The 22,679-nt window shown below is 61.1% G+C and carries 14 protein-coding genes and 1 pseudogene; 10 read left to right on the top strand and 5 right to left on the bottom strand.

Annotated features, from left to right (window positions below; translation table 11 throughout):
• Positions 1-103: 103 nt before the first annotated feature.
• The 3 genes and pseudogenes from LUA85_RS21730 (at position 104) to LUA85_RS14045 (ending at position 6,757) form a co-directional block, all read left to right on the top strand.
• A pseudogene (locus LUA85_RS21730) lies at positions 104-3,091 on the top strand (BPTD_3080 family restriction endonuclease).
• Positions 3,091-6,171 carry a site-specific DNA-methyltransferase gene (locus LUA85_RS14050; protein ID WP_231470914.1) on the top strand — a complete coding sequence of 1,027 codons (3,081 nt, stop codon included), beginning with the start codon at positions 3,091-3,093 and terminating at the stop codon, positions 6,169-6,171. The pseudogene LUA85_RS21730 and the gene LUA85_RS14050 overlap by 1 nt, the downstream one beginning before the upstream one ends.
• Positions 6,172-6,175: 4 nt before the next feature.
• On the top strand, positions 6,176-6,757 hold the full coding sequence (locus tag LUA85_RS14045) for a hypothetical protein (protein WP_231470913.1): 582 nt from the start codon (positions 6,176-6,178) through the stop codon (positions 6,755-6,757).
• Here the strand turns inward: LUA85_RS14045 and LUA85_RS14040 are convergent.
• A complete protein-coding gene (locus LUA85_RS14040; RefSeq protein WP_231470912.1) occupies positions 6,703-7,299 on the bottom strand; it encodes a hypothetical protein in 597 nt (198 codons plus the stop codon). The two genes, LUA85_RS14045 and LUA85_RS14040, sit on opposite strands and share 55 nt — an antisense overlap.
• Positions 7,300-7,389: 90 nt before the next feature.
• Between LUA85_RS14040 and LUA85_RS14035 the strand changes: the two genes are divergently transcribed.
• Positions 7,390-8,793 carry a UvrD-helicase domain-containing protein gene (locus LUA85_RS14035; protein ID WP_231470911.1) on the top strand — a complete coding sequence of 468 codons (1,404 nt, stop codon included), beginning with the start codon at positions 7,390-7,392 and terminating at the stop codon, positions 8,791-8,793.
• A gap of 348 nt (positions 8,794-9,141) precedes the next feature.
• Positions 9,142-9,303 carry a type II toxin-antitoxin system Phd/YefM family antitoxin gene (locus tag LUA85_RS14030; protein ID WP_231470910.1) on the top strand — a complete coding sequence of 54 codons (162 nt, stop codon included), beginning with the start codon at positions 9,142-9,144 and terminating at the stop codon, positions 9,301-9,303.
• A 58-nt stretch (positions 9,304-9,361) separates the two neighbouring features.
• On the opposite strand, the gene LUA85_RS14025 is transcribed toward LUA85_RS14030, so the two are convergent.
• From LUA85_RS14025 to LUA85_RS14010, 4 genes are all read right to left on the bottom strand, one after another.
• Positions 9,362-9,742: a hypothetical protein gene (locus LUA85_RS14025; RefSeq protein WP_231470909.1), complete on the bottom strand. Its 381-nt coding sequence runs from the start codon at positions 9,740-9,742 to the stop codon at positions 9,362-9,364.
• Positions 9,743-9,811: 69 nt separating this feature from the next.
• Positions 9,812-10,303, bottom strand: a complete 492-nt coding sequence (locus LUA85_RS14020) for an asparaginase domain-containing protein (RefSeq protein WP_231470908.1) — start codon at positions 10,301-10,303, stop codon at positions 9,812-9,814.
• 53 nt (positions 10,304-10,356) lie between these two features.
• Entirely contained in the window at positions 10,357-11,154 is a 798-nt protein-coding gene (locus LUA85_RS14015) for a hypothetical protein (protein ID WP_231470907.1), read from the bottom strand.
• Entirely contained in the window at positions 11,154-11,801 is a 648-nt protein-coding gene (locus LUA85_RS14010; protein ID WP_231470906.1) for an RNA polymerase sigma factor, read from the bottom strand. Before LUA85_RS14010 ends, LUA85_RS14015 begins: the two co-directional genes overlap by 1 nt.
• 293 nt (positions 11,802-12,094) lie before the next feature.
• Here LUA85_RS14010 and LUA85_RS14005 point away from each other — a divergent pair, with 293 nt between their 5' ends.
• The 5 genes from LUA85_RS14005 to LUA85_RS13985 all read left to right on the top strand — a co-directional run bounded on the left by LUA85_RS14005 (position 12,095) and on the right by LUA85_RS13985 (position 22,632).
• The gene (locus tag LUA85_RS14005) at positions 12,095-12,829 is read left to right on the top strand and encodes a hypothetical protein (RefSeq protein ID WP_231470905.1); all 735 of its coding nucleotides are present in this window, start codon (positions 12,095-12,097) and stop codon (positions 12,827-12,829) included.
• Positions 12,768-15,272 (top strand): autotransporter outer membrane beta-barrel domain-containing protein, encoded by a 2,505-nt coding sequence (locus LUA85_RS14000; RefSeq protein WP_231471882.1) that lies wholly within the window; start codon positions 12,768-12,770, stop codon positions 15,270-15,272. Before LUA85_RS14005 ends, LUA85_RS14000 begins: the two co-directional genes overlap by 62 nt.
• A 123-nt stretch (positions 15,273-15,395) precedes the next feature.
• Positions 15,396-16,700 carry a porin family protein gene (locus tag LUA85_RS13995; RefSeq protein ID WP_231470904.1) on the top strand — a complete coding sequence of 435 codons (1,305 nt, stop codon included), beginning with the start codon at positions 15,396-15,398 and terminating at the stop codon, positions 16,698-16,700.
• 30 nt (positions 16,701-16,730) lie between these two features.
• Positions 16,731-21,563: a hypothetical protein gene (locus tag LUA85_RS13990; RefSeq protein ID WP_231470903.1), complete on the top strand. Its 4,833-nt coding sequence runs from the start codon at positions 16,731-16,733 to the stop codon at positions 21,561-21,563.
• Positions 21,564-21,717: 154 nt separating this feature from the next.
• On the top strand, positions 21,718-22,632 hold the full coding sequence (locus LUA85_RS13985; RefSeq protein WP_231470902.1) for an SH3 domain-containing protein: 915 nt from the start codon (positions 21,718-21,720) through the stop codon (positions 22,630-22,632).
• The last annotated feature ends 47 nt before the right edge of the window (positions 22,633-22,679 follow it).

Here is a 22,679-nt window from a genome sequence, read left to right as displayed (position 1 = left end):
ACGGGCTGCGGTCAGTTGAGGCTGAAGCATTCTAACGATAGAAGACTTGCGGCTCAACAACAACGGCGCACCGCGTGTGGCTATGATCAAGTGAATCAGGGGAATTGGCGTGACGAGTTTCTATGAACAGCCAATCCTTAATTCGCCCTACAAGAAGCCAACCCATTTCCACTCGCTGGATGAACATGGGCAACCGCTGGATCAGCCGCCTGTTGCCGGTCGCAGGCCCTCGAAATTTGTGGTGCCCGTGCCGAAGGCCAAGCGCAAAGGCACTGGAACCCAGGGAAGCCTCGACCTTGAGACCTATGATGACAATGCGATCATCAATGAAATCCGCCGTCATGTAGATGACTGGCGTGATCTGCCGGGCGGCGCTGATTGGGGTGTCACTCCAACCACACAGAGGTTGCTGGAGCACTGGCGCCATCATCCATTCGCCAACCAAAAGCCCTTTTTCTGTCAGGTCGAGGCGGTCGAGACACTGATCTGGCTGATCGAGGTTGCCAGGACGAAGCGGCAATATGCGCATCTCTGGCGCGACATCGAGGCGCGCAACCTCGATGCAAATCCGGAACTGCTCCGCCTTGCACTCAAGATGGCGACAGGCGCAGGCAAGACCACCGTCATGGCGATGCTCATCGCGTGGCAGACACTCAATGCCGTCCGCGCACCGGGATCAGACAGGTTTTCAAAGGCGTTCCTGATCGTCACGCCCGGCATCACCATCAAGGACCGTCTCCAGGTCCTGCTGCCAGAGCACCCCGATAGCTACTACAAGTCGCGCGAGATCGTGCCGGCCGACATGCTGGCCGAGCTCCAAAAAGCCAACATCGTCATCACCAATTATCACAGCTTCCAGCACCGCGAGACGATGCAGCTTTCCAAGGTTGGACGCGCATTTCTCAAGGGCAACAGTCGTGAACCGGTTCTCACGCGCGAGACCGACGGCCAGATGCTCGAACGGGCTTGCGGCAAGCTGCTTTCATTCAAGAATGTCGTCGTCATCAACGATGAGGCGCATCACTGCTACCGCGAGCGTGCGCTCTCCGAGGAAGAAAAGCTCGACCGCGAAGCGGCTGCCGAGGCCAAGGAAAACAATGAAGCCGCGCGGCTCTGAATCGCCGGGATCGAGGCGCTCAAGCGCAAGATTGGCGTGCGCCATGTCTATGATCTGTCAGCCACCCCGTTTTTCCTTCGAGGGTCAGGCTATCAGGAAGGCACGCTGTTTCCCTGGGTGGTTTCCGATTTCAGCCTGATGGATGCCATCGAGTGCGGCATCGTGAAACTGCCGCGCGTGCCCGTGGCGGACAACAGCCTTGCGGCAGACGACCCGATCTATCGCGACCTTTGGAAGCACATCGGCAAAGACCTGCTGCGGACGAAGAACCCGCTCGACCTGCCGCCGATGCTGATGACGGCGCTTCACGCGCTGTATTCCAACTATGAAGAGCATTACCGGGAATGGGAGGCCGAGGGCGTCGGCATCCCGCCCGTCTTCATCGTCGTCTGCCAGAACACCGCCATCTCGCGCCTGATTTATGACTGGATCGCAGGGTTTGAGCGGGAGAGCGAGGACGGCGAAACGATCAATGAAGAGCGCAATTTTCACCCCGGTGCGCTCAAGCTGTTCTCGAACTATGACGAGCATGGCCAGGCCATCGCCCGACCCAACACAATCCTGATCGACAGCAAGCAGTTTGAGTCCGGCGACGCGATCGACCCGGCATTCCGAAAGATCGCCGAGGCAGAGATCGAAGCCTTCAAGGCAGAGCAGCGCCGTGCCAATGGCGCCGGCGAAACCACCGAGCCGAGCGATGGCGAACTGCTACGCGAGGTGATGAACAGCGTTGGCCGCACCGGTAAGCTGGGCGAACAGATCCGCTGTGTCGTATCGGTCTCGATGCTGACCGAAGGTTGGGATGCCAACACCGTCACCCACATCCTCGGCGTTCGTGCATTTGGTACGCAGCTTCTGTGCGAGCAGGTGGTTGGGCGCGGGCTTCGCCGACTGTCATACGATCTGAACGAGGAAGACAAGTTCGAGGTCGAATATGCCCAGGTCATGGGCATTCCCTTTGCCTTTACCGGCCCTGCCATTGCCTCGCCACCGACCAAGCCGAAGACGGCCACGCATGTTCACGCTGTGCGAGAGCGGGCCGATCTGGAGATCGTCTTCCCGCGCGTCGCCGGCTTCCGGGTCGACATGCCCGATGAAAAGCTGAGCGCGACCTTCACCGAGGATTCGCGCTTCAAGCTCGATCCGACAATCGTCGGCCCCTGCGAAGTGCTGATGCAGGGCATCGTCGGCGAGGCGATCACGCTCACACCTGCGGTGCTGGCAGCTTATCGCCCATCGGAAATCAGCTTCAACCTGGCCAAGCACCTGCTCTATCGCCGGTTCCGGGATGAGGACGGGTTCCCGCGCCAGCACCTGTTCCCGCAAATCCAGCGCATCTGCCGCCGCTGGCTCGATGAAGGCTGGCTGGAACTGAGCGGTGGGGTGCAGCTTGGCGCGGTGCTTTATCTTGGCATTGCCGACACCATTGCCGAGATTATCGCCAACGCCATAATCCGGTCCGCCGGCGATGACCGGCAGCCGCGCGCCGTGCTGGACAGCTATGAGCCTCAGGGTTCGACCGCCTCGGTCAATTTCCAGACGACCAAGGCGGTCTGGAAGACGGACGCTCGTCGGAGCCACATCAGCCACGTCACGCTCGACAGCGAGTGGGAGGGCGAGCTCGCCCGCGTGCTGGAAGCGCACCCCAAAGTGCTCAGCTACGCCAAGAACCAGGGCATGCAGTTCGAGGTGCCATACCGGATCGGGCGCAGCGTGCGGCGATATATCCCGGATTTCCTTGTCCGGCTAGATGTTGGCGGCGGCGAGGTGATCACGCTGGTATTGGAGACCAAGGGTTTCCGGGGTCTTGATGCCCAGTTGAAAGCTGACACGATGCATACTCTGTGGGTGCCCGGCGTCAATGCGATCGGCACATTTGGAAAATGGACCTTCGCCGAATTCCGTGAGGTCTTCGCGATTCAGGAAGAATTCGGCCGACTGGTCGAGACGTTGACGAATAAGGAAGTTGCATAATGGCCCGCAAACCCACCGGCCCCAAGGATGTCGAGGCGCTGCGGCACGGCGATACGCGGATCAACATCCCGACCGCCGAAATGCAGAGCTTTTTTCAGCGCGAGGAGGATCATTCCCCGCGTCCGCCGACGGCATATCCTCGCGCCCGTCCGCTGGAGCAAGGCGAAGTGCGCCTGCGCGATGGCGACAAAGACCCGCAGATCGTCTGGAACGGCATGCGCATCTCGCTGTCCGATGCCCAGATCGAAAAGCTCACCGAAACCGGCAGCGTCGAGCTTGGCGACGCGCAGCTAGTCTGGCGCGGCAAGGATGTGCAGGACTGGTCGGACCTGATCGTCCAGACCCCGCCGCTGTATATCCAGGAGAAAATCCACCCCAAGGCGATCATCGAGGACCTCAAGCGCCAGACGGCCAAGTCTGCTGCTGCCAATACCGATGCGCCCGGCCTGTTCGACGATCTGTTCGCCGATTTCAACGGCGTGCCCAAGGATGCGGCGAGCGATTTTTACCAGCACCCGCAACACTGGTCGAACCGAATGATCCTCGGCGACAGCCTGTCTGTGATGGCGAGCCTGGCCGAGCGCGAGCGGCTGAAAGGCAAGGTGCAGTGCATCTATTTCGATCCGCCTTACGGGATCAAGTTCAACAGCAACTGGCAGGTTTCCACGCAAAGCCGCGACGTGAAGGACGGCAAGCAGACCGACATCAGCCGCGAGCCCGAGCAGGTGAAAGCCTTTCGTGACACCTGGAAAGACGGCATCCACTCGTACCTGACCTATCTCCGTGACCGCCTCACCGTTATGCGCGATCTGTTGACGTCGACGGGCAGCATCTTTGTCCAGATCAGCGATGAAAATGTCCACCGGGTCCGCGCGGTTTTGGACGAAGTGTTTGGCGACGATAATTTTGTCAGCCAAATCGCATTTCTGAAGACGACGTCTTCATCTTCGGACGGATTGTCATCGGTATTTGACCATGTCCTTTGGTATGGGAAATCCGATGCATTAAAAATTCGGCCGCTATTTCAATTGAAGGCCCCTGGCGAGGAAGGCGCGTCACAATACACATTTGGCCAACTGCCAGACGGGCGACGCAGGCCTCTGAATCAGTGGCGTAACGACGATGGAGACTTAACCAAAGTCTCAGTGTTTGCTCACGGAGATGTCACAAGCCAACGTCCTGCCCAAGGCGGAGACGTGCGAGCTTTCACATACGAAGGCAAAGAGTTTAAGCTATCAAAGGGAACATTCAAAACGGACCTTGCCGGGTTGAGGCGCCTATCATTTGCGAAACGCTTTATATTCATCGGGAATACGCTTCGATACGTCAGATTTCTGAATGACTTCCCCGTATATCCCTACACGAATATGTGGACAGATACTGTGATCTCCGGATTTTCAGATCCGAAGGTTTACGTCGTGCAAACCGCTGCAAAGATCATTGAACGCTGCATGTTGATGACAACCGATCCTGGCGATCTGGTTCTCGACCCGACCTGCGGCTCAGGCACCACAGCATATGTCGCTGAGCAATGGGGGCGCCGTTGGATTACAATGGATACAAGTCGTGTTGCTCTGGCGTTAGCCCGCACTCGCCTCATGTCAGCGCGGTATCCATGGTATTTGTTGGCAGACAGCCGAGAAGGCGCGGCCAAGGAAGCAACGCTTACAGGCCGCGTGCCGTCTGACCGAACCTACGGTAACGATATCCGCCAAGGCTTCGTCTATGAACGCGTGCCCCACATTATGCTCAAGGACATCGCTGGGAACGCCCGTATCGATGACATTTGGGAGAAGTGGCAGGAAGTTCTGGAGCCGCTGCGCGTGGAGCTTAACCGCCTCAAGGCCGAAGACTGGCAGGAATGGCAGATTCCCCGCGACGCCTATGATCCATGGGGCAAGTCAGACGCCGAGTTGTGGGCAATTGCACGCTCCCAGCAACCACTCGCTCGACGAGAGGAGGTTGTTGCTGCGCTGAGCGTCAACCTTGGCAAATTCCTTACTCTGGACACACTTCCTGCCGTTCCCGGCGATCCTTGGCCGGAGGATGTGATTAAGATCCATGACCGGTGGTGGGAAGCACGCATCGCGCGGCAGACGGAAATCGACAAGGCGATTGCCGAAGTCGCTGACAGCGAGTTCCTCTATGATCGGCCGTATCCCGACACCAGCAAGGTGCGCGTCGCCGGGCCGTTCACGGTCGAAAGCCTCTCTCCGCACCGCATCGTGCCTTCGGATGCTGGCGAACTGGTCGATGACCTCAACGCGGCCGATGGCAAGCGGGCCGCGCCTGACAATCCCGAGACCGATTTCGCTCAGGTGGTGATCGAGTACCTCAAGAGCGTCGGCATCCATCAGTCGGACAAGAACCGCAAGATCGTGTTCGACAGCGTCAACCCGTGGCCGGGCCGCTGGATTGGCGCGGAGGCGCGCTTCATGGAAGGCGACGCCGATACCGGCACCATGCGCCGTGCCGGCATCCTGATCGGCCCCGAATACGGCACCGTCTCCCGCCCCGATCTCACCGCCTCCGCACGCGAGGCAAACGAGGCTGGTTTCGACGTATTGATCGCCTGCGCCTTCAACTTCGACGCGCATTCCTCAGAGCTCGACCGTCTGGGGCCGCTGCCCATTCTGAAGGCCCGGATGAACCCTGACCTGCACATGGCCGACGAGTTGAAGAACACCGGCAAGGGTAACCTTTTCGTCATCTTCGGTGAACCGGATATCGATATCATCAACGATGACGATGGCCGCCTGCGGGTGAAGGTCAACGGCGTGGACGTCTATGATCCCAATACCGGTGACATCCGCAGCAACGACGTGCGCGACATCGCCGCATGGTTCATCGATACCGACTACAACGAGGAAAGCTTCTTCGTCCGCCACGCCTACTTCCTCGGCGCGAACGATCCCTATGAACAGCTCCGCAAGGCGCTGAAGGCCGAGATCGACGAGGACGCCTGGTCCACCCTCTACAGCGCCGAAAGCCGCCCCTTCGTGCGCCCCGACGGCGGCGCGATCGCGGTGAAGGTCATCAACCATTTCGGCGACGAAGTGATGAAGGTGTATCGGGTGTAGCTGCATGCTGAAGCCAATCGACTATGGCAGCGACCCTGCCGAATTGCTCAACTCGGCGAACCGGCAGCTTTTCAAGCCGGTGACGATCGATTGGTCTCGTCCGCGGAAACTGGAGAAATCCGGTAAGATCGTGTTCGAGGAGGAGTTCACTGAGCCAGGGTATCTATATGCTTTGGTCCGAAATCACGGGCGCTCGAACTGGCGCGACGTGATCCAGTATATTGGTATCACCAACAATCTGGACGCCCGCTTCAGCAACCATCCCAAGGTCGACGAGATTCGTGCGATCAGGGGGAACGTGGCGCTTAGCATCGGGACGATAGACTTCGGCACCTACCGAACTGCGATCGGCAGCGGCAACCGACGAGCGATCGAGGAGCTAGAGCACATTCTGATATGGACGCTTTGGGAAGACCTCTGGAACGACAAAAAGCAGTCAACGTTGCCAGGAATGGGTGCTCACCCAGGTCGGGCCTGGGATATCACAAATCAGGGCTATAAGTTCTCGGGCCGCATGCCGGAGAGAATTCTCTACCCTTGGATCGCGGTCAAACCGCGCCGAAATCGCACAATCAAGCGCAAGTGATGAACTTTCACCTCGCCGATACATTCACGGCCGCGTTGGCCCGGTTGCCAGCTCAAGAGGCCAAGCTGGTGAAAACCAGCGTCGTCGATCTTCAAATCGACCCGACCGGCAAGGGGCAATCCTTCCACCGGATCGAGCGCGCCAAGGACCCGAATTTCTGGTCGGTACGGGTCAGCCGCGATTTGCGGTTGATCGTGCACAAGACGGCTTCGAGCCTTTTGATCGCCTATGTCGATCATCACGACGATGCCTACGCCTGGGCCCAGCGCCGACGCATCGAAGCCCATCCCACGACGGGCGCGATCCAGATCGTAGAAATTCGGGAGCGGGTTGAAGAAGCGGTATTGCCTGCCGCGCCGCAGCTTCCCTTCCCGGAAGCCCCTGTTTCGGCGCCCCGCCTTTTCGCCAAGCTGACCGAAGCTGAACTCCTGTCCATCGGCGTGCCGATAGACTGGCTGGCCGATGTGACCACTGCCACCGAAGACAGCTTCCTCGACATCGCTGCCCACTTGCCAGGGGAAGCCGCAGAAGCCCTGCTGCAATATGTCGATAGCGGGCGTCTAGCCAAGCCGTCTCCCGTTTCCACAACCGACCCATATGCACACCCCGATGCCCAGCGCCGCATTCGTATCGTGGCAGACGAGGACGAGCTGCGGCTTGCGCTCGACTTTCCTTGGGAGCGGTGGGGCGTGTTCCTGCATCCTTCGCAGCGCGCAATGGTCGAGCGCAGCTTCGATGGACCAGCGAGGGTGTCCGGCTCTGCCGGCACGGGTAAGACTGTCGTCGCCTTGCACCGTGCCGTGCGACTGGCGCGTGCTGATCCAGCCCGCCGAATTTTGCTTGCCACATTTTCCGAGCCTTTGGCGCGCGAACTGGCCAGCAAGGTCAAGGTACTTGCGCCTGAAGCCAGCGGTATCGTCCCGCGGATAACGGTGAGTGATTGGGCGAATGTCGCCGATGAGTTATTCCAGCTTTCGACCGGACGTCGACCGCGCATTGCGGGCGCAGAGGCATTGGCAGAGCTTATCGCCACTGCTGCTGCCGAAGCCGATGTGCGCGGTTTTTCTGATCGCTTCCTGCTGTCCGAATGGACCAATGTTGTTGATGCGTGGGGGATCGACGGGCTCGAAGCATATGCTCAGGTTCCTCGTCTCGGCCGACGAAGCCCTTTGGGGCCGAAGCAACGTGAGCGGTTGTGGTCGGTCTTTGACCGCGTTCGATCAGCACTATCGGCGCGTGGCCTGTTCACGCGCTCGAGCGTCTACCGCCAGGTGGCGGCCGACTATCGGGTGCGAACCGATAAGCCATTTGGCGCCATCATCGTCGATGAGGCACAGGATCTTGGTCCTGCAGAGCTTGTTTTCCTCTCCGCGATTACACCTGGCCATGCTGATGCATTGTTCTTTGCAGGCGACCTTGGTCAGCGCATTTTTCAGCATCCATTTTCGTGGAAGGCCTTGGGCATCGACGTTCGAGGGCGCTCTTCCACGCTCAAGGTCTGCTATCGAACCTCTCGTCAGATAAGAGGAATGGCAGATGGTCTGCTGCCTAGCGCGTTGCGCGACCCCGATGGCAATCAGGAGGACCGTGACGGGACGGTCTCTTTGTTTGACGGGCCAGCTCCGGTCGTCAGCATTCTCGATTCCTATGAAGCCGAAATCGCAGTGGTGGCGAAATTTCTTGAGGATGCAATTTCGGATGGCGTTGCCCCAGCTGAAATCGGGATATTCGTTCGCGATCCGGCTTCAATGGGTCGGGCTCGTAGTGCCGCACAACGCGCAGGGGTAGATTCTGAGGCTACCGTCGCGCTGATGCATTTGGCCAAGGGGTTGGAATTCAGAGCAGTCGCTGTCGTGGCATGCGATGAAGATTCGCTGCCGCTGCAATCCCGGATCGAGGATGCCGCGGACGAAGGTGAACTCGACGATATCTACGAGACAGAACGGCAGTTGCTCTATGTTGCTTGCACCCGCGCGAGGGACCGATTGATTGTCACAGGTATCACGCCGGGGTCGGAATTCTTGAAAGACCTGTGATTTAGCGCCGCCAGGCGGGAGCTCGGTTGAGTGATTTCTGCCTGCGCCAAAACACCGGAGGTGTGAGTGTCGTAGTATATCGCATAATTGACGGCATGCACATTTTTGCCTACATCATCTCAATCGTTCGTTGCTTGACAATAGTCCCCGAAGATTCGTTTTTTAGACAAATCTCGTAAAAAGCAGTAATTTCAAGAGCGTCGAGATTCGACGGTTTTAGCGACGGTACTTTTCCAGTGAAATTTATTTTTACTTCGAAATATCAATTGGTTAAATGGTCGATTGATAATCGAGTGGGAGTGATCGTCACAGCTTGACCAAGCCCCTTGGCCAAGGCACATTCGCTGCATGACTATCCACGCCAACATCGGCAAGGCAAAGTCCAACTTCTCCAAACTCATCGCCGCATCCTTGCGCGGAGAGGAGGTGGTGATTTGCAAAAACGGCGTCCCAATAGTGCGACTAACACTTGCAGAAATCAATGGCTTGAGCTGCGATTTAACACCTTAGATTGCAGCAGTAACCCTTATTTAGTTTTTGCATTTACTCAAATCTTACGCTGAACACCTTAGCCTCGAATATTTATGTCTATTTGATCGGGTGACACGCCAAACTTTAGCGCCAAGCCCTCTTTCGCTTCGGCGATGGACAACGGTCGCAAAACACCTTGATTGCTTGCCAGAACCGGGGGGCCGGTGCGTTTCCCAACTCGATGAAAAGTCACAATTTGCCGCACCATATCAACGTCAGCTGTCTCCCATCCAGCGCTCTGCCATCCCTTGTTCTGCGCATCCTTGCCATCATGGCGATTAGCCCACCAAGGCCGATGGTCATAAGCGCTTTGCGGAAGCCCGCCCGGCACCAAAGCGCTGACTTCGGCAAACTTGAGCGTAGTCGAGTCGCTGGTCAAACTCGCCAGATAGTGGATCAAGGTATCATACTTAGACATTTTCATACTCCTATCTCGCTAAATATGGAGTATATGTATATTACACATTATAATAATTAAATAGATATTTTATACACCTACAAACTTTCGCGCCGCGCGATCTTTCCTCACGGCCAGCCCGTCGAACACCTGCCCGCTCATGGCGATCCATACGCCGGGCGCGGCGACTTGTGCGGTGGCAAAGGCCATGCCGAGGTTGAAGGGGGCGTCGGTTTCGGCAAAGCGGGCGGGGGAAAGCGCGCCGGTCAGCACCACGGTCTTGCCCGGAATCCCTGCCAGTGCCTTGGCCGTATCGGTCATGGTATCGGTGCCATGGGTGATTACCACGCGCGCTTCAGGCGCTTCGCGCACGGCTGCGGCGATCAGCGCGCGGTCGGCGTCGGTAAGGTCCAGGCTGTCCTTGCGCATCAGTTCCATCACCCGGACCGGCAGCGCCACGCGCGCCTGTGCGAGCAGTTCGGGGATGCCGCTCTCGACGATCTGGTATTCGCTGAGCGCGTCGAAATAGGCTTTGTCGATGGTGCCGCCGGTGGTCAGCACAAGGATCGGTCGTTGTTGCATCGGGGGGTTTTAGTCCGGCCCGCAGGAAAGCGACAGACCCACGTCGCTGCGGATCAGCGATGCCCCGGCGGGCCACCGCCAAGTCCGCCGCCGGACGGCGCTGGCGGCATCGTACCGGAACCGGGCGCCGATGGCGGCTTGGCTCCCGGCAACGTGATCGGGCCGCCCGTCCCCCCGCCAAAGCTCCATGCCTGTTGCGGCGCAGGCGGACCCATCAGGCCGCCATTGGGAACCACCGGCGATGGATCGGCGTGCGGACCGGCAACCGGCGCGGCTGGGCGCTCACCCGATGTGGCAAGCTGCGTTTCGGGAACGATCACGATCGGCGCCTGAGCAGGGCTTTCCGGCTCTGCCTCAATCGGTGGTTCGGCCACCGCGCGAGTTTTGACAGGCGGTGACGGCGCGATCTGCGCCATCCGAGGTTGTGGCGTGACAGGTTGCGCTGCGGGTGCGGGTGCGGGCGCTACTTTTGGTGCGGAAGCGATCATCGGCGCCGCGCGATTACCCGCAACCGGGACAGCGGTCTGGGTGCCGGCCGGGCCAAGCGCGAACACCGCCGCCACGCTTGCAGCCAGAGCGGCCAGTCCCGTCATCGCGGCAAAGCGGCGGCGCGGGGCGGGCGTTTCAGGTGAAATCGATGCAAAGGCGATCACGTCTGCCGAAGTCTTGCGCGCGACCTCGATCACTTCAGGCTCAAGCACGGGTTCGGGCGGAAGCTGCGGCTGCGCGGTGGCATTTGCCACGATTCGCGCGGCAAGGCCCGGTGGCAGCGACGGGGGCACAGCCTTGGCCAGCGCGGCGTCCAGCGCGGCTTCTCTGGCGGCGGGAGAGCGGGGAACCGGGCGGGCCATCAGGCAATCGCCCCAAGATCACCGCAAGAAATATCGCGCGCTTCCAGAAGTCCACGCATCTGCCGCCGTGCCCTGAAGAGAAGCGATTCCATCGCCTTGATATTAAGATCAAGTACCTGCGCTGCAAGGGCGTTCGAAAATCCCTCATAATAACAAAGCGTCAGTGCGGCGCGGTAGCGCTCCGGCAAGTCGCGCAGCGCCTCGTTCACCGCAAGCGCGGCCTCGCCAGCTTCGATCATCCGGTCGGCCAAAGGGGTTTCGTCGGCTGGATCGGGCAGGGTTTCGACCGTGACCACGCGGAATCGGCGTTTGCGATCGAAGCACAGGTTCATTGCTACCCGGTGCAACCAGCCGACCAGCCCCGCCCCGCTTGGCTGCCACCGGGCCGCATTCTGCCACAACCGGGTAAAGCAGTCCTGCACCACGTCCTCAGCTTCGGCAGGATCGGACAGCATCCGCATGGCCACGCGATACAGGGCGGGCGAGTGGCGCTCGACAAGGATCGCGAAGGCTTCCACCGTTCCGCGCGCCACTTCGCCCATCAGCGCGGTGTCGTCCAGCGCATCGCGATGAACCGGCTCGAACGCGCTCAGCGGGGCGTCATCGCCCGCAACCGCTTCCGAACGTATGTCGCCATGGAAGGTCAAGGAGTCCCGCCGTCTTGCACCAAAGCCCCGGTGGGCTGCGACGCCTGACTGCCGCCCGCAAGGTGAACCGCCGATTTACGGATGCCCGATCGCGCCTTACCGGATTTTTTCGAATTGGCGGCGAAGGGTTGCAGCGATGCCTTCGTTAAGCGCTGCGGAGGCGGAAACGACGAAATGCCGGTCCGGTCTCCACCTGTCGAACGAACCCGTGGCTAGCTCTTCGGGTCGCACAATAAACTGGCCCGCGCCGACCGCACCCCGGCGCGGGCCTCTTTCGGGAATGACCTTCGCCCATGAACCGTCTGCGCACCACCACCTTTCTGTCGACGCTGGCCGCGGCGCCTGTGGCGCTTGCGCTGCTGGTTCCTCAATCTGTCCTCGCCGCCACCGGGATCGATGCGGACCGGACCACCCCGGTAACGACCTCCGCGCTGGGCGATATCAAGATTGGTGACGACGGCTCGATCACGTTGGAAGATGGTGGCAAGGCGGTCACGGTCGATTCGAACAACACCGTGGAACTCGACGATGGCGGATACATTTCCAACACCGGCGGCAACGATGGCGATGCGGGTATCGTCGTCAACGCAGGCCAGACGACCACCATCACCAATGCCGGCGCGATTACCGTAAGCGAATCGTTCACTGCCGATGATACCGATTCCAACAGCATCGCCGATGGCCCGATCGCCTCGGCCAGCAACCGCTACGGCATTCTCGTCAATTCCGGCGCGACGACCACGGCCACGATCACCAACACAGGCACCATCTCGGTCGATGGTCTGAACTCTGGCGGTATAGTCGCCAAGTCCAATATCGTCGGCAGCATTGCCAGCAGCGGCACAATCGCGGTTGTGGGTGATTACAGTGCGGGCATCGCCACGCAGGGGGTGACCGGCAACGTCACCGTCGAAGGCACGGTCAGCGTCGTTGGCGAAGGGGCGCAGGCCGTGGTGCTCGGCGGTGATGTGGGGGGGGGCGTTCCGCATCCAGGGCACGGTTTCGCAAAGCGCTTCCTACACGACTGACAGTGGCACCACGCAGACGCTTTCGCGCACGGCCCTGCGCACCGGCAAGGCGGCGGTGGAAGTGACCGGCAATGTCGCAGGCGGCATCCTGCTTGATGCACCACCATACAGCCTTAGCGACACCGACACTGACGAGGACGACGATGGCACGACCGACAGTTCGGAAGTGACGGGCGCGATCACTTCGGTCGGCAACAGCCCTGCGCTGCTGGTCGGTAGTGCGAACGATATCACCATAGGCAAAGTCAAGGGCCGCGATGGCGAATTCTCGCTCGCCATCGATGGCACCATTTCGGCAAATGCCGTCTACAGCAATACCGAAGCTTTCGGCGTGGTGATCGGCGGCAAGGGCGGCACGGTGACGATGGCAAACGGCATCGGCGTATCGGGATCGATCACCGCCACAACCATCGATGAAACCGCCACCGCGCTCCTGATCAATCAGGGCGCGACCGTGCCCAGCCTGTCGAACAGTGGCACGATCAAGGCCGCGATCAGTTCGCCCGGCGAAGGGGCGGCGTATGCCATCGTCGACAAGTCCGGTACGCTTAACACAATCGACAACACCGGATACATCACCGTCACCGGATCGAGCACCGACGATCTGCGCGCGATTGATCTCTCCACCAATACCAGCGGCGTCACGATCAAGCAGTACCTTAACGACATGGACAAGGACGCCCAGACGGAAGAACAGGCCGAGGACGATTACGACTCTGCCAACCCCACGATCTACACCGCGATCACTGGCGATATCCACACCGGCAGCGGCAATGATCTGCTCGATGTCGCATCGGGTCGCGTCTATGGAGACAGCTTTCTGGGTGCCGGGAACGATAAGGTCCTGCTTTCCGGCGATAGCGGTTATGAAGGCGATATAAACTTCGGCGGCGGCACGGCAACCATGGCGATGTCGGGCAGCAGCTATTTTCTCGGCAATGTCGATCTGGCGGGAAATGCAGGTACGCTCAGCCTTGCCGACACTGCCGCGTTTTCGGGTACGCTCAGCAACGCCGCCAACCTTGCCGTCACCGTGAACGGTGGCAAGTTCGGCGCGAGTGAAGTGGCCACACTCAGCTTCGATAGCCTGACCGTCAATTCGGGCGGTGCGCTCGAAGTCTATATCGATGGCAGCGAAGGCACCGCCTCGATGATCGACGTGAATACCGCAACTTTTGCCAGTGGATCGAAAGTCTCTGCCACGATCTCCTCGCTCGAAAACGCCGAAGGCAGCTACACCATCCTCACCGCCGACACGCTCGAAGGGTCGCCTGCATTCGATGCGACCACCACCGAACTGCCGGTGCTTTTCAATGGCGATGTCAGCGTAGTCGGCGAAACGCTGGTGCTCGACGTTTCGCGCAAGTCAGCCGCCGAACTTGGCCTTACCGCGGCACAATCGGCCGCATACGAAGCACTTTATGCCCAGGCGACGCTTTACGAATATCTCGGCTCAAGCCTGTTGCAGGTCGAAGATGTCGCTGCGCTCCAAGGCCAGTTCAACCAGCTTTTGCCGGATTACGCCGGCGGTGTGTTCGATTTCGTCACGCGCAGTGCGCGCCTTGCCTCGCGCCACCTGATGGATGACAATTCGCTGTTCGATATCAGCAATGCAGGCGGATGGTTTGAGCCGATATGGTTCCGTGGAAGCAAGGATGAAACCGGAACGGCTGGCTTCAAGGTGAAGGGCTGGGGCATTTCGTCCGGCATCGAACGGATCACCGGCATTGGCAATGTCGGCGTGTCGTTCGCCTATACCAAGGGCGATATCGCGACCGGCGATTACCAGACAACGGACGCCAGCAATTATGAACTCGGCGGCTTCTGGCGGATGGGCAGCGGCCCGTTCTATGCATACGCCAAGGCATCCGTCGGGCGCGTCTCGCTCACCTCGGCCCGCACTTTCACCGGTGAAGTGGACGATGCCGATCTGGTCTATGGCGCAGCAGGCAGCTGGAAGGGTTGGACCGTCGGCGCGCAGGGCGGCGCTTCGTACAAGGTCGGCCTTGGCGGCGGCTTCTCGCTCAAGCCTATGGCGATGTTCGATTACTATCGCCTCAGCGAAAAAGGCTACACCGAAAGCGGCAACGACGAGATCTATCTTACCGTCGCTTCGCGCAAATCCGATCAGTTGACCGGCACCGGCAGCATCACCGCTTCGTGGAGTGCGGGCGAACATACCCGCGACAATCGCCCGTTCACGGTGGAACTCGAAGGCGGCTACCGCTCGCGCCTGGCCGGAAAGCTGGGTGATACGGTGGCAAACTTCGAGGATGGCGACAGCTTCCGCCTTACACCCGATGGGCTGAAATCCGGCTGGACCAGCGAAGCGCGCATACTGGCAGGCGGGATGGACTATACCTGGCAACTCGCGGGCGGCGCGGAGCAGGTGCAGGGCACTATCGACTATTCAGTGCGCGGCTCGCTCAGCATCGCATTCTGATGGGGAAGGAGACCGTTACCGGACCGGCGCAACAAGACTTGTCACCACGCTAACAGGCTTTGTCATCGGACTTTGCCGCCATGGCGCGATAGCTGGAATGCCATCTGACCAGCGAGGGGTGCGATGGCGTTCAACCACAAAGTCTTGCAGGCAACGGCCTGCGCAGCCGCCTGCGTGGCGGGGCTGCCACTGCCGGCGTTCGGCCAGCAGGCCGCAGCATCGCCCGCCGAAGCCGAAGCGCGCTATGCTGCGCTGAGTGGTGAAATGGGCACAAGGGCGGGCGATCCGGCGTTCGATTACGCACTGGGCCTCGCCGCCTCCGATGCAGGGCATTATGGCGAGGCGATCGTTGCCTTCCAGCGTGTGCTTGCGCGCCAGCCGGACAACGCGCCTGCTCGTGCCGAACTGGCCCGTGCCTATGCTCTGGCAGGCGATATAGACACCGCGCGCGATCAGTTTTCGACCGTGGTCGATGATCCGACGATCCCCGATCCGGTGCGTCAGCGCTTCACCGGCTTCGTCCGCCAGTTTGATCGGCAGATCAAGGGTGGCGGATCGGACGTTTCGGGCTTTGGCGAAGCCGCGTTCGGGCATGACAGCAACATCAATTCCGCCACGCAACTCACCTCGATCACGATCCCGCTGTTCGCAGCGCTTGGGCCGGGTTCGCTGGGGGCAGGGGCGCGGGCGCAGAAGGATGAATTCTACGATCTGTCCGCAGGCGTCAGCGCTGTCAGCGCAGTCGGGCGGCAGGATCGCGTGTTCGGATCGCTGCTCGGCAACTGGCGCGACAATCTCGATAGCGCCGCCTTCGATCAGGCAAGCGTGACCGGCACCGCAGGCTATGCCCACACGTTCGCCAGCCGCGATGTCTTCTCGCTGTCGGGGCAGGTGCAGAAATACTGGCTCGGCCATCGCGGTTTTCGCACCGCGTTCGGCGGAATCGCGCAGTACACCCACCTGCTTTCTGGAGGCCGCGCGCTTTCCGCCTCGGTCCAGTACAACCGCTTCGATTATGACCGCGACCCCTTGCGTGATGCAGACCGCTTCGCCGTTGGCATCGGCTATTCCGCGCGCAATTATGCGGTGAACCTGATCGGCGGGCACGAGGAAACCCGCAAGCAGGCAGGCGATGCCGAATCGAACACGTTCGCAGGCATCAGCGCCGGCGTGGAATATCCGGTCACGCCCAAAGTTGCGCTGGTCGCAGGTGCGGCCTTCGACTTGCGCCGCTATGACCGTGCCGACCTGCTGTTCATGCGCAAGCGCCATGACGAACGGCTCGATCTGACCGCTGCGGTCAAGATCGCGGTTGTGCCCGGCCTGTTCTTCCAGCCCAAGGCGACATGGTCGCGCAACTGGTCGAACATCGCGCTTTACGATCACGAACGCTGGACCGTGCAGGCCGGCGCTCGCTTCGAATTCTAGATCCTGCTGCAAATGGCCGGGAGACTCCCCATGAATCGCAAGACCCTCGCCACCCTCCTGATCGGCGCATCGTCGCTGGCGCTGGCCGCGCAGCCCCGCGCTCAGGAAATCGTCTTTGCCGACAATGCAGACCTTGCCGCCGCCGCCCTGCGCGGCGAGCGCGTCAGCCAGCCGACCGGCGTCACCCAGTTGCGCCTTGCCAATGGCGCGATGCTCTCGTTCGTCGAAGGCGCGGAGTTCCAGTTGCGCCCCGATGGCTCGGTTGAACTGTTCAAGGGCAACGTGACGGTCACCGGCGCTGCCAAGGCCGACGCGGTGATCCACCTTGCCGGACAAGGTTCGGGCAGGATCAGTGGCGCGGGATCATCGGGCAGCTTTTCGGTGGGCACCGACGCCAGGGGCAAGCCCAAGGCGACCGGGCGCATCCTGACCGGCCTTGGCGTGATCGCCAACGGACGCGAGGAAAAGCGCTTCACTGCCGGGCAGGCATGGGAGGTTGCCAACGGCCATCCGCGTCTCGCCACCAGCGCGCCCGCTGCTCCGGCACCGCGCCTGACGCGCGCAGCTGCCGCGGCTACACCCGTGCGCCCTCAGGCAAACACGCCTGCTATCCCTCCACAAGTGCAAGTCGCCTCGATCAGCGAAGGCGGCCCTGCCGCAGCGGCGGAAAACGGCGTTCCGGTGGTGCTGGGCGAAGCGCTTGCCGCCGCTGGTGCATCGGGCGATATCGTCTCTGCCGGGCAGCGCGTGGAAGCCGCTGTGGTCAACCCGACGCTTGAAACCTTCCCGTCCGACGACCTTTCTAGCCTTGTCGCCTATGCCGCACAGCTTGAACGGCTGAACGGTGGACGCCCCTTCAATCAGGCGCAGGCCGATGTGATCCGCACTTATCTGCGCTATCTCGCAGATGGCGGGGCGCACGCGCAGTTCCTGACGGTTTATGCCGGGCTGATGGTGCAGTTCCTCGATCTCGTGCGGTCGGGTGCTGCCCCCTCATCGTTTTCGGGAACGTCCTTCGCCGATATCAACGCGTTCATCTCCTACCGTGGCCGCACCGATGGCTTTGCCGCGCTTTCCGGCCAGAACCGTGTGCTGGTGGATGCCTATCTCGCCTTCATCCTTGGCGGCGGGAATGCCGATCAGTTCGTCAGCCGCTACACCAGCCTGACCAGCGCCTACTTCGCGTTCCTGCGCGGCGGCGGCGATCCATTGGCGTTCGAGGGCGCAACGCAGGCGACGCTGGGTGCCTATATCACTTTCCTCAACGATTCCGGGTTGCTGGTGCGGCTGGCCGAGGCTGACCGTGCGCTGCTGCGGGCCTATCTCGCCAATGGCGGCACGGCGTTCATCGCGCATTATCGCGTCGCGCTGACGGCCTATTTCTCCTATCTTTCCAGCGGTCAGTTGCCGAGCGGCTATGCCGCGCTCGATCCTGCGGTATTGCGCCAGTATCTTGAAACGCTGCATGCGGCCGGTCTGTTCAATCAGGTGCTGGGCGCGCAGGCGGAATTCTATGCAGGCTACCTTGCGCATCTGCGCGCGGGCGGCGTGATCGATACATGGCAGGGCCTGCCCGCCAATGTCTTTGCCGGATATGCGCAGGCATTGGCCAGCTATCAGGCATACCTCGCGGCTGGCGGACTGCCCAGCGCCTATACCGCGCTTGATGCGGGTGTGCTGCGCCAGTATCTCGATGCGCTGGCGGCGGCGGGCGCGCTTGATCGCTTCCTTGGCGGAAACGCGACATTCTACGCGCAGTATCTGGTCTATCTGCAGGGCGGCGGCACACTGGATGGCTGGCAGGGCCTGCCGTTCAACGTGTTCACCAATTACGCGACGGCGTTGCAGGCCTATTACGATTACCTCGCCAATGGCGGACTGCCTTCGGGCTATACCGCGCTGAGCCAGGCCGAAATCCGCAATTATCTGGCAGCGTTGCAGGCAGCAGGCGCGAAGGGCGCGTTTCTGGGCCGTTTGAGCGCGTTCTACAGCGCATACTTCACGTTTCTGGCAGAGGGCGGCAATCCAGACCTTTACGCAGGCCTGCCGACGCCGCCCAACTTCCAGGCCTTCGCCGATGCGGTAGCGGCCTATGTGGCTTACCTTCAGGCTGGCGGTGTGCCGAGCGCCTATACCGGGGCCGATCTTGCCCTGCTGCAACAATATATCAAAGCGCTGATCGACAGTGGCAACCTGAACACCCTGCTGGCCGGGCAGGCCCAGTTCCTGACCGCATATTACGCCTATCTGGCGGGCGGCGGCAGCGCGGATGGCTATACCGCCCTGCCGGTTTACGCAAACTACGTCACGGCGCTGGAAGCCTATTATGCCTATCTTGCCGCAGGTGGTGCGCCTTCGGGCTATACCCTGCTGACGCAGGAACAGATCCTTGCCTATCTCAAGGCGCTGACCGATGCGGGCGTGCTGGCCGCGCTGTTTGATGGGGCGACACTGACCTTCATCCAGAGTTATTACGTCTATCTGGCGGGTGGCGGGAATCCCGATCTGTTCGAGGGCCTGCCCGATACAGGTGGCGGCACCCCCCCGGTGCGGCTGACCACTTACACCGGCGGCTTCCCGTCCAACGCCAGCGGATCGAAGGCGATTGCCGGGAATGCCGGAAATATCCAGCCTGCCAATTCCACGCCCACGCTCAACAGCGATGGCTCGCTTGCCACAGCGGGCGACATCGCGCCGCTTACCGCCAAGGTAACCGACGTGGCGGGCGATGCCAGCGCGGTGGTCGGGCGCTTTTACGATGGCACCGCGCGGTTCAAGACCACGTCCTCAGGCTTCGGCATCAACAATGGCCTGCCCTATGTCGTCCTGGCACCAAAGGGTGCGCCGCTGCCGACATCCGGCACGATCGACTACAAGGTTCTGGCCGCGACCCGCCCGGTCTATTCCGATGGGCGCAGCGCGCCCGGCACGTTCGATGCAGCGCTGACCATCGGCTTTTCGAGCAACAATACCCAACTGCGTTTCCGCACTTTGGGCACGATCGTGATGCCTGAGACGGGCGGCGATGTGACTTACACGTTCTCGACGCCCAACTATGCTGGCGGGCAGATGCAGGAAGTGATCTACGACAGCCTGAACAATTACTTCTTCGGCGCGGGCATGACCGGCACAGGCGCAGCCTGCGTCAGTGGTGGCACGGGCTGCAACATCACGCTTTACGGCGACTTTGCCGGCACGACGCCTGAAAACCGGCTCGGCCTGATGTACCAGACCTATGGCGGCGCATTCAATGCAGGACGCCTTCAGGGGGCGGCGATCTTTGGCAGGGAGGGCACGTTTACGGGCGGCGGCACTACCCCGCCCGCCGACAGCGGCGTGCTTACGTCCTACACCGGGGGCTTCAATGGCAACGAACCCCGGATCAACATCCTGACCACGCTCAGGCTTTCCAACAATGTCCAGTTTCCGGGCAGTGAAAACGGCTTTGCGGCGCTTTCCTATACCCTGAACGCCGATGGCGGGCTGGCAAGCTATACGCGGGCAGGGGGCTTCACCCGGACTCCCGGTACGATGACCATCAGCGATGTGGCGGGCGATGCCGACGTGCTGCTGGGGCGCTGGAGCAATGGCACCAATACCGGGGCCAACACGTTTACGCTCAACGCCAATCAGGGCCTGCATTACATGCTGACCCGCGCGGTGCCGACCGGGTTCGCGGCGCCGACGGCAGGCGTTGTTCAATATGGCCTGCTGGCCGCGACCAGGCCGACATGGGTCGACGGATCGGGCGCTCCGGGCACATTTACCGCAAGCCTTGCGATCAACTTCGGCACGACCGTCCCGCGCATCGCGATGGAAGGGCGCGTTGCCATGCCCAGCGGTGGCGCGGGCGGGGAACCCTATAACTTCGACTTCTCAACCGCTGGCGGCCTTGCGGACATTTCCCGTTCGCAAAGCGACCTGCTCGTCTACCCGAACGGTCAGATCGGCTTTGTGATTGCCGGGAATGACGGACTTTTGCCGTGCAGTACAACCACCTGCACCGTTGGGTTCAACGGATCGTTCGCGGGCAGTGCGGACAAGTTCGGCGTCACATATTCGGTCGTCAACGGTGAAAATAGCGCGAAATGGATCACCGGAGCGGCGGCATTCAAGGCTTCGGGCACAAGTGGCGGAACCACTCCGCCTGCGGGTGCTGCCACTTTGACAAATGCCGCGACCTACACCTTCGCCGATGGCGGCATCAACGGGTACGTTGCGCCTGAAGTCGATGTTGCGCAGGACGGCACGATCAGCCGGATCAAGGCCACATCGTCGACGACTTTCGTTTATGGCGCGCCAGCCGCGCTCAAGGAACATGGCCGCTTTGGCGATGCCGTGGCGTGGAGCCGGTGGGACGGCAGCAGTTCCAACGCCAATCTCAATCCCAACACGCATATCCTGACCGGAACGCCCGCAGTGCGTGTGCCCACATCGGGCAAGGTCGATTATCAACTGGCCGGCTCGACCGCGCCGACCGATTTCCAGGCACCGGACGGGCAATCTGGCACGGTTACGGGGTCGCTGGCGGTACAGTTCGGCACACAGGCGCAGGTCGGCTTCGATCTGAACGTGCAGACCGGGACGAACGGCTGGCATATCGGCACCAACGGTGGCTCTGCCGATCCTTCCGACGGCGGCCTTGCGGTTGGTGCGGACATGCGTTTCGCGTCGGGCTCGGTCGGCATCGCAAGGTTGCCGAGCACGAGCAGTTGCCAGACATCGTGCAGCGCATCGGCATTCGGATCGCTCTACGGCAGCGGGGCAAGCCATGTCGGGCTGGGCTACCAGATCAACGATCTGTCTGCCTCGAAAACCAGCACAGTGAACGGCGTGGTGGTGTTCAGCCAGGTTCGTCCCTGAGTGTGCACGGGCGGCCAGGTCGCCGCCCGTCAACGAAGATGACGGCATTTGTCACAAGGGTGACAGGACTGTTGTGTGTCGAGTGCGCGCGCGGTGGAGCATGATCGCATCGTGCCGCACACAACTGGCGGCAGGGTTTCGAGGGATGCCGACCATGTATCGCAACAACAAGTTCATCGCCGCTTTCGCGCTTGCAGCCGCAATGCTGGGTGGCGTTCCCACCACCGCAGCGGCAGCGGACAAGGAGCCGCCGGTCACGCTGAACAAGTGTGACAAGAGCTATGGCTCGGTCGCGCTGGTCGATGGAGATACGCAAGGCTGGACCAAGTATGGCCTTGGTTCGCCGCGCGAACTGATCGCCGCGCTGGCGGTGGAATCGGGCTGCTTCACCGTGCACAATACTGCCAGCGGCAAGCCCGCATCGTTCCTGATGAATGTGATCGCGGGCGACAAGGAAGAGGTCGACAAATCGATCGAGACCGCCAAGGGCGTTGCCATGGAAGGCCTTGTGCGGTCAGGCGCGGCCAGCGGCATGCTGCGCGGCATTCCCGGCGGCGGATCGATGCTGGGCATGCTTGGCGGCTTCGGTGGCAAGAAGAAGGTCGTGGCCGCAGGCATCCGCATGATCAGCCCGGCCAGCGGCCAGACCGTTGCCCAGGGTGCGGGCGAAGTGAAGAAAACCAGCATTTCCTTCGGCGGTGGTGGCGGCACGATCGGTGCGGTGGCCAATGGGGCGGTGGGTGCGGCCTATGCCGGGAGCAAGGACGGCCAGATGTTGATCGAAGCGTTCATCAAGGCGTTCAATGCGGTTTCGGCGCAAGGCCCTGCGCTTGCCGCGATGGTCCCGGCCACCACAACACCGGCACCTGCCGCTGCACCGGCAATGGCCGCAGCAACCACGGCCATCGATACCAAGATGTTTGCCAGTGCCGACAAGAAATCTGCAAGCCTCCGCACCGTTCGGGCCGGGACCGCTCTCACCCCTACCGGCCAGCGTCAGGGTCTGTTTATCGAGGTCCAGGACAGCTTCGGCACCAAGGGCTGGGTCTCGGTAGAGGACATGCGCTGAAAACTGAACGGTTGCATGCGGGCCGTCCGGCGTGAAATGATCGCGCC

This window comes from Novosphingobium sp. CECT 9465, assembly GCF_920987055.1.
Taxonomy (GTDB): domain Bacteria; phylum Pseudomonadota; class Alphaproteobacteria; order Sphingomonadales; family Sphingomonadaceae; genus Novosphingobium.
Note: the sequence above shows the minus strand (reverse complement) of the source record. Positions and strands in the feature narration are given on the sequence as shown.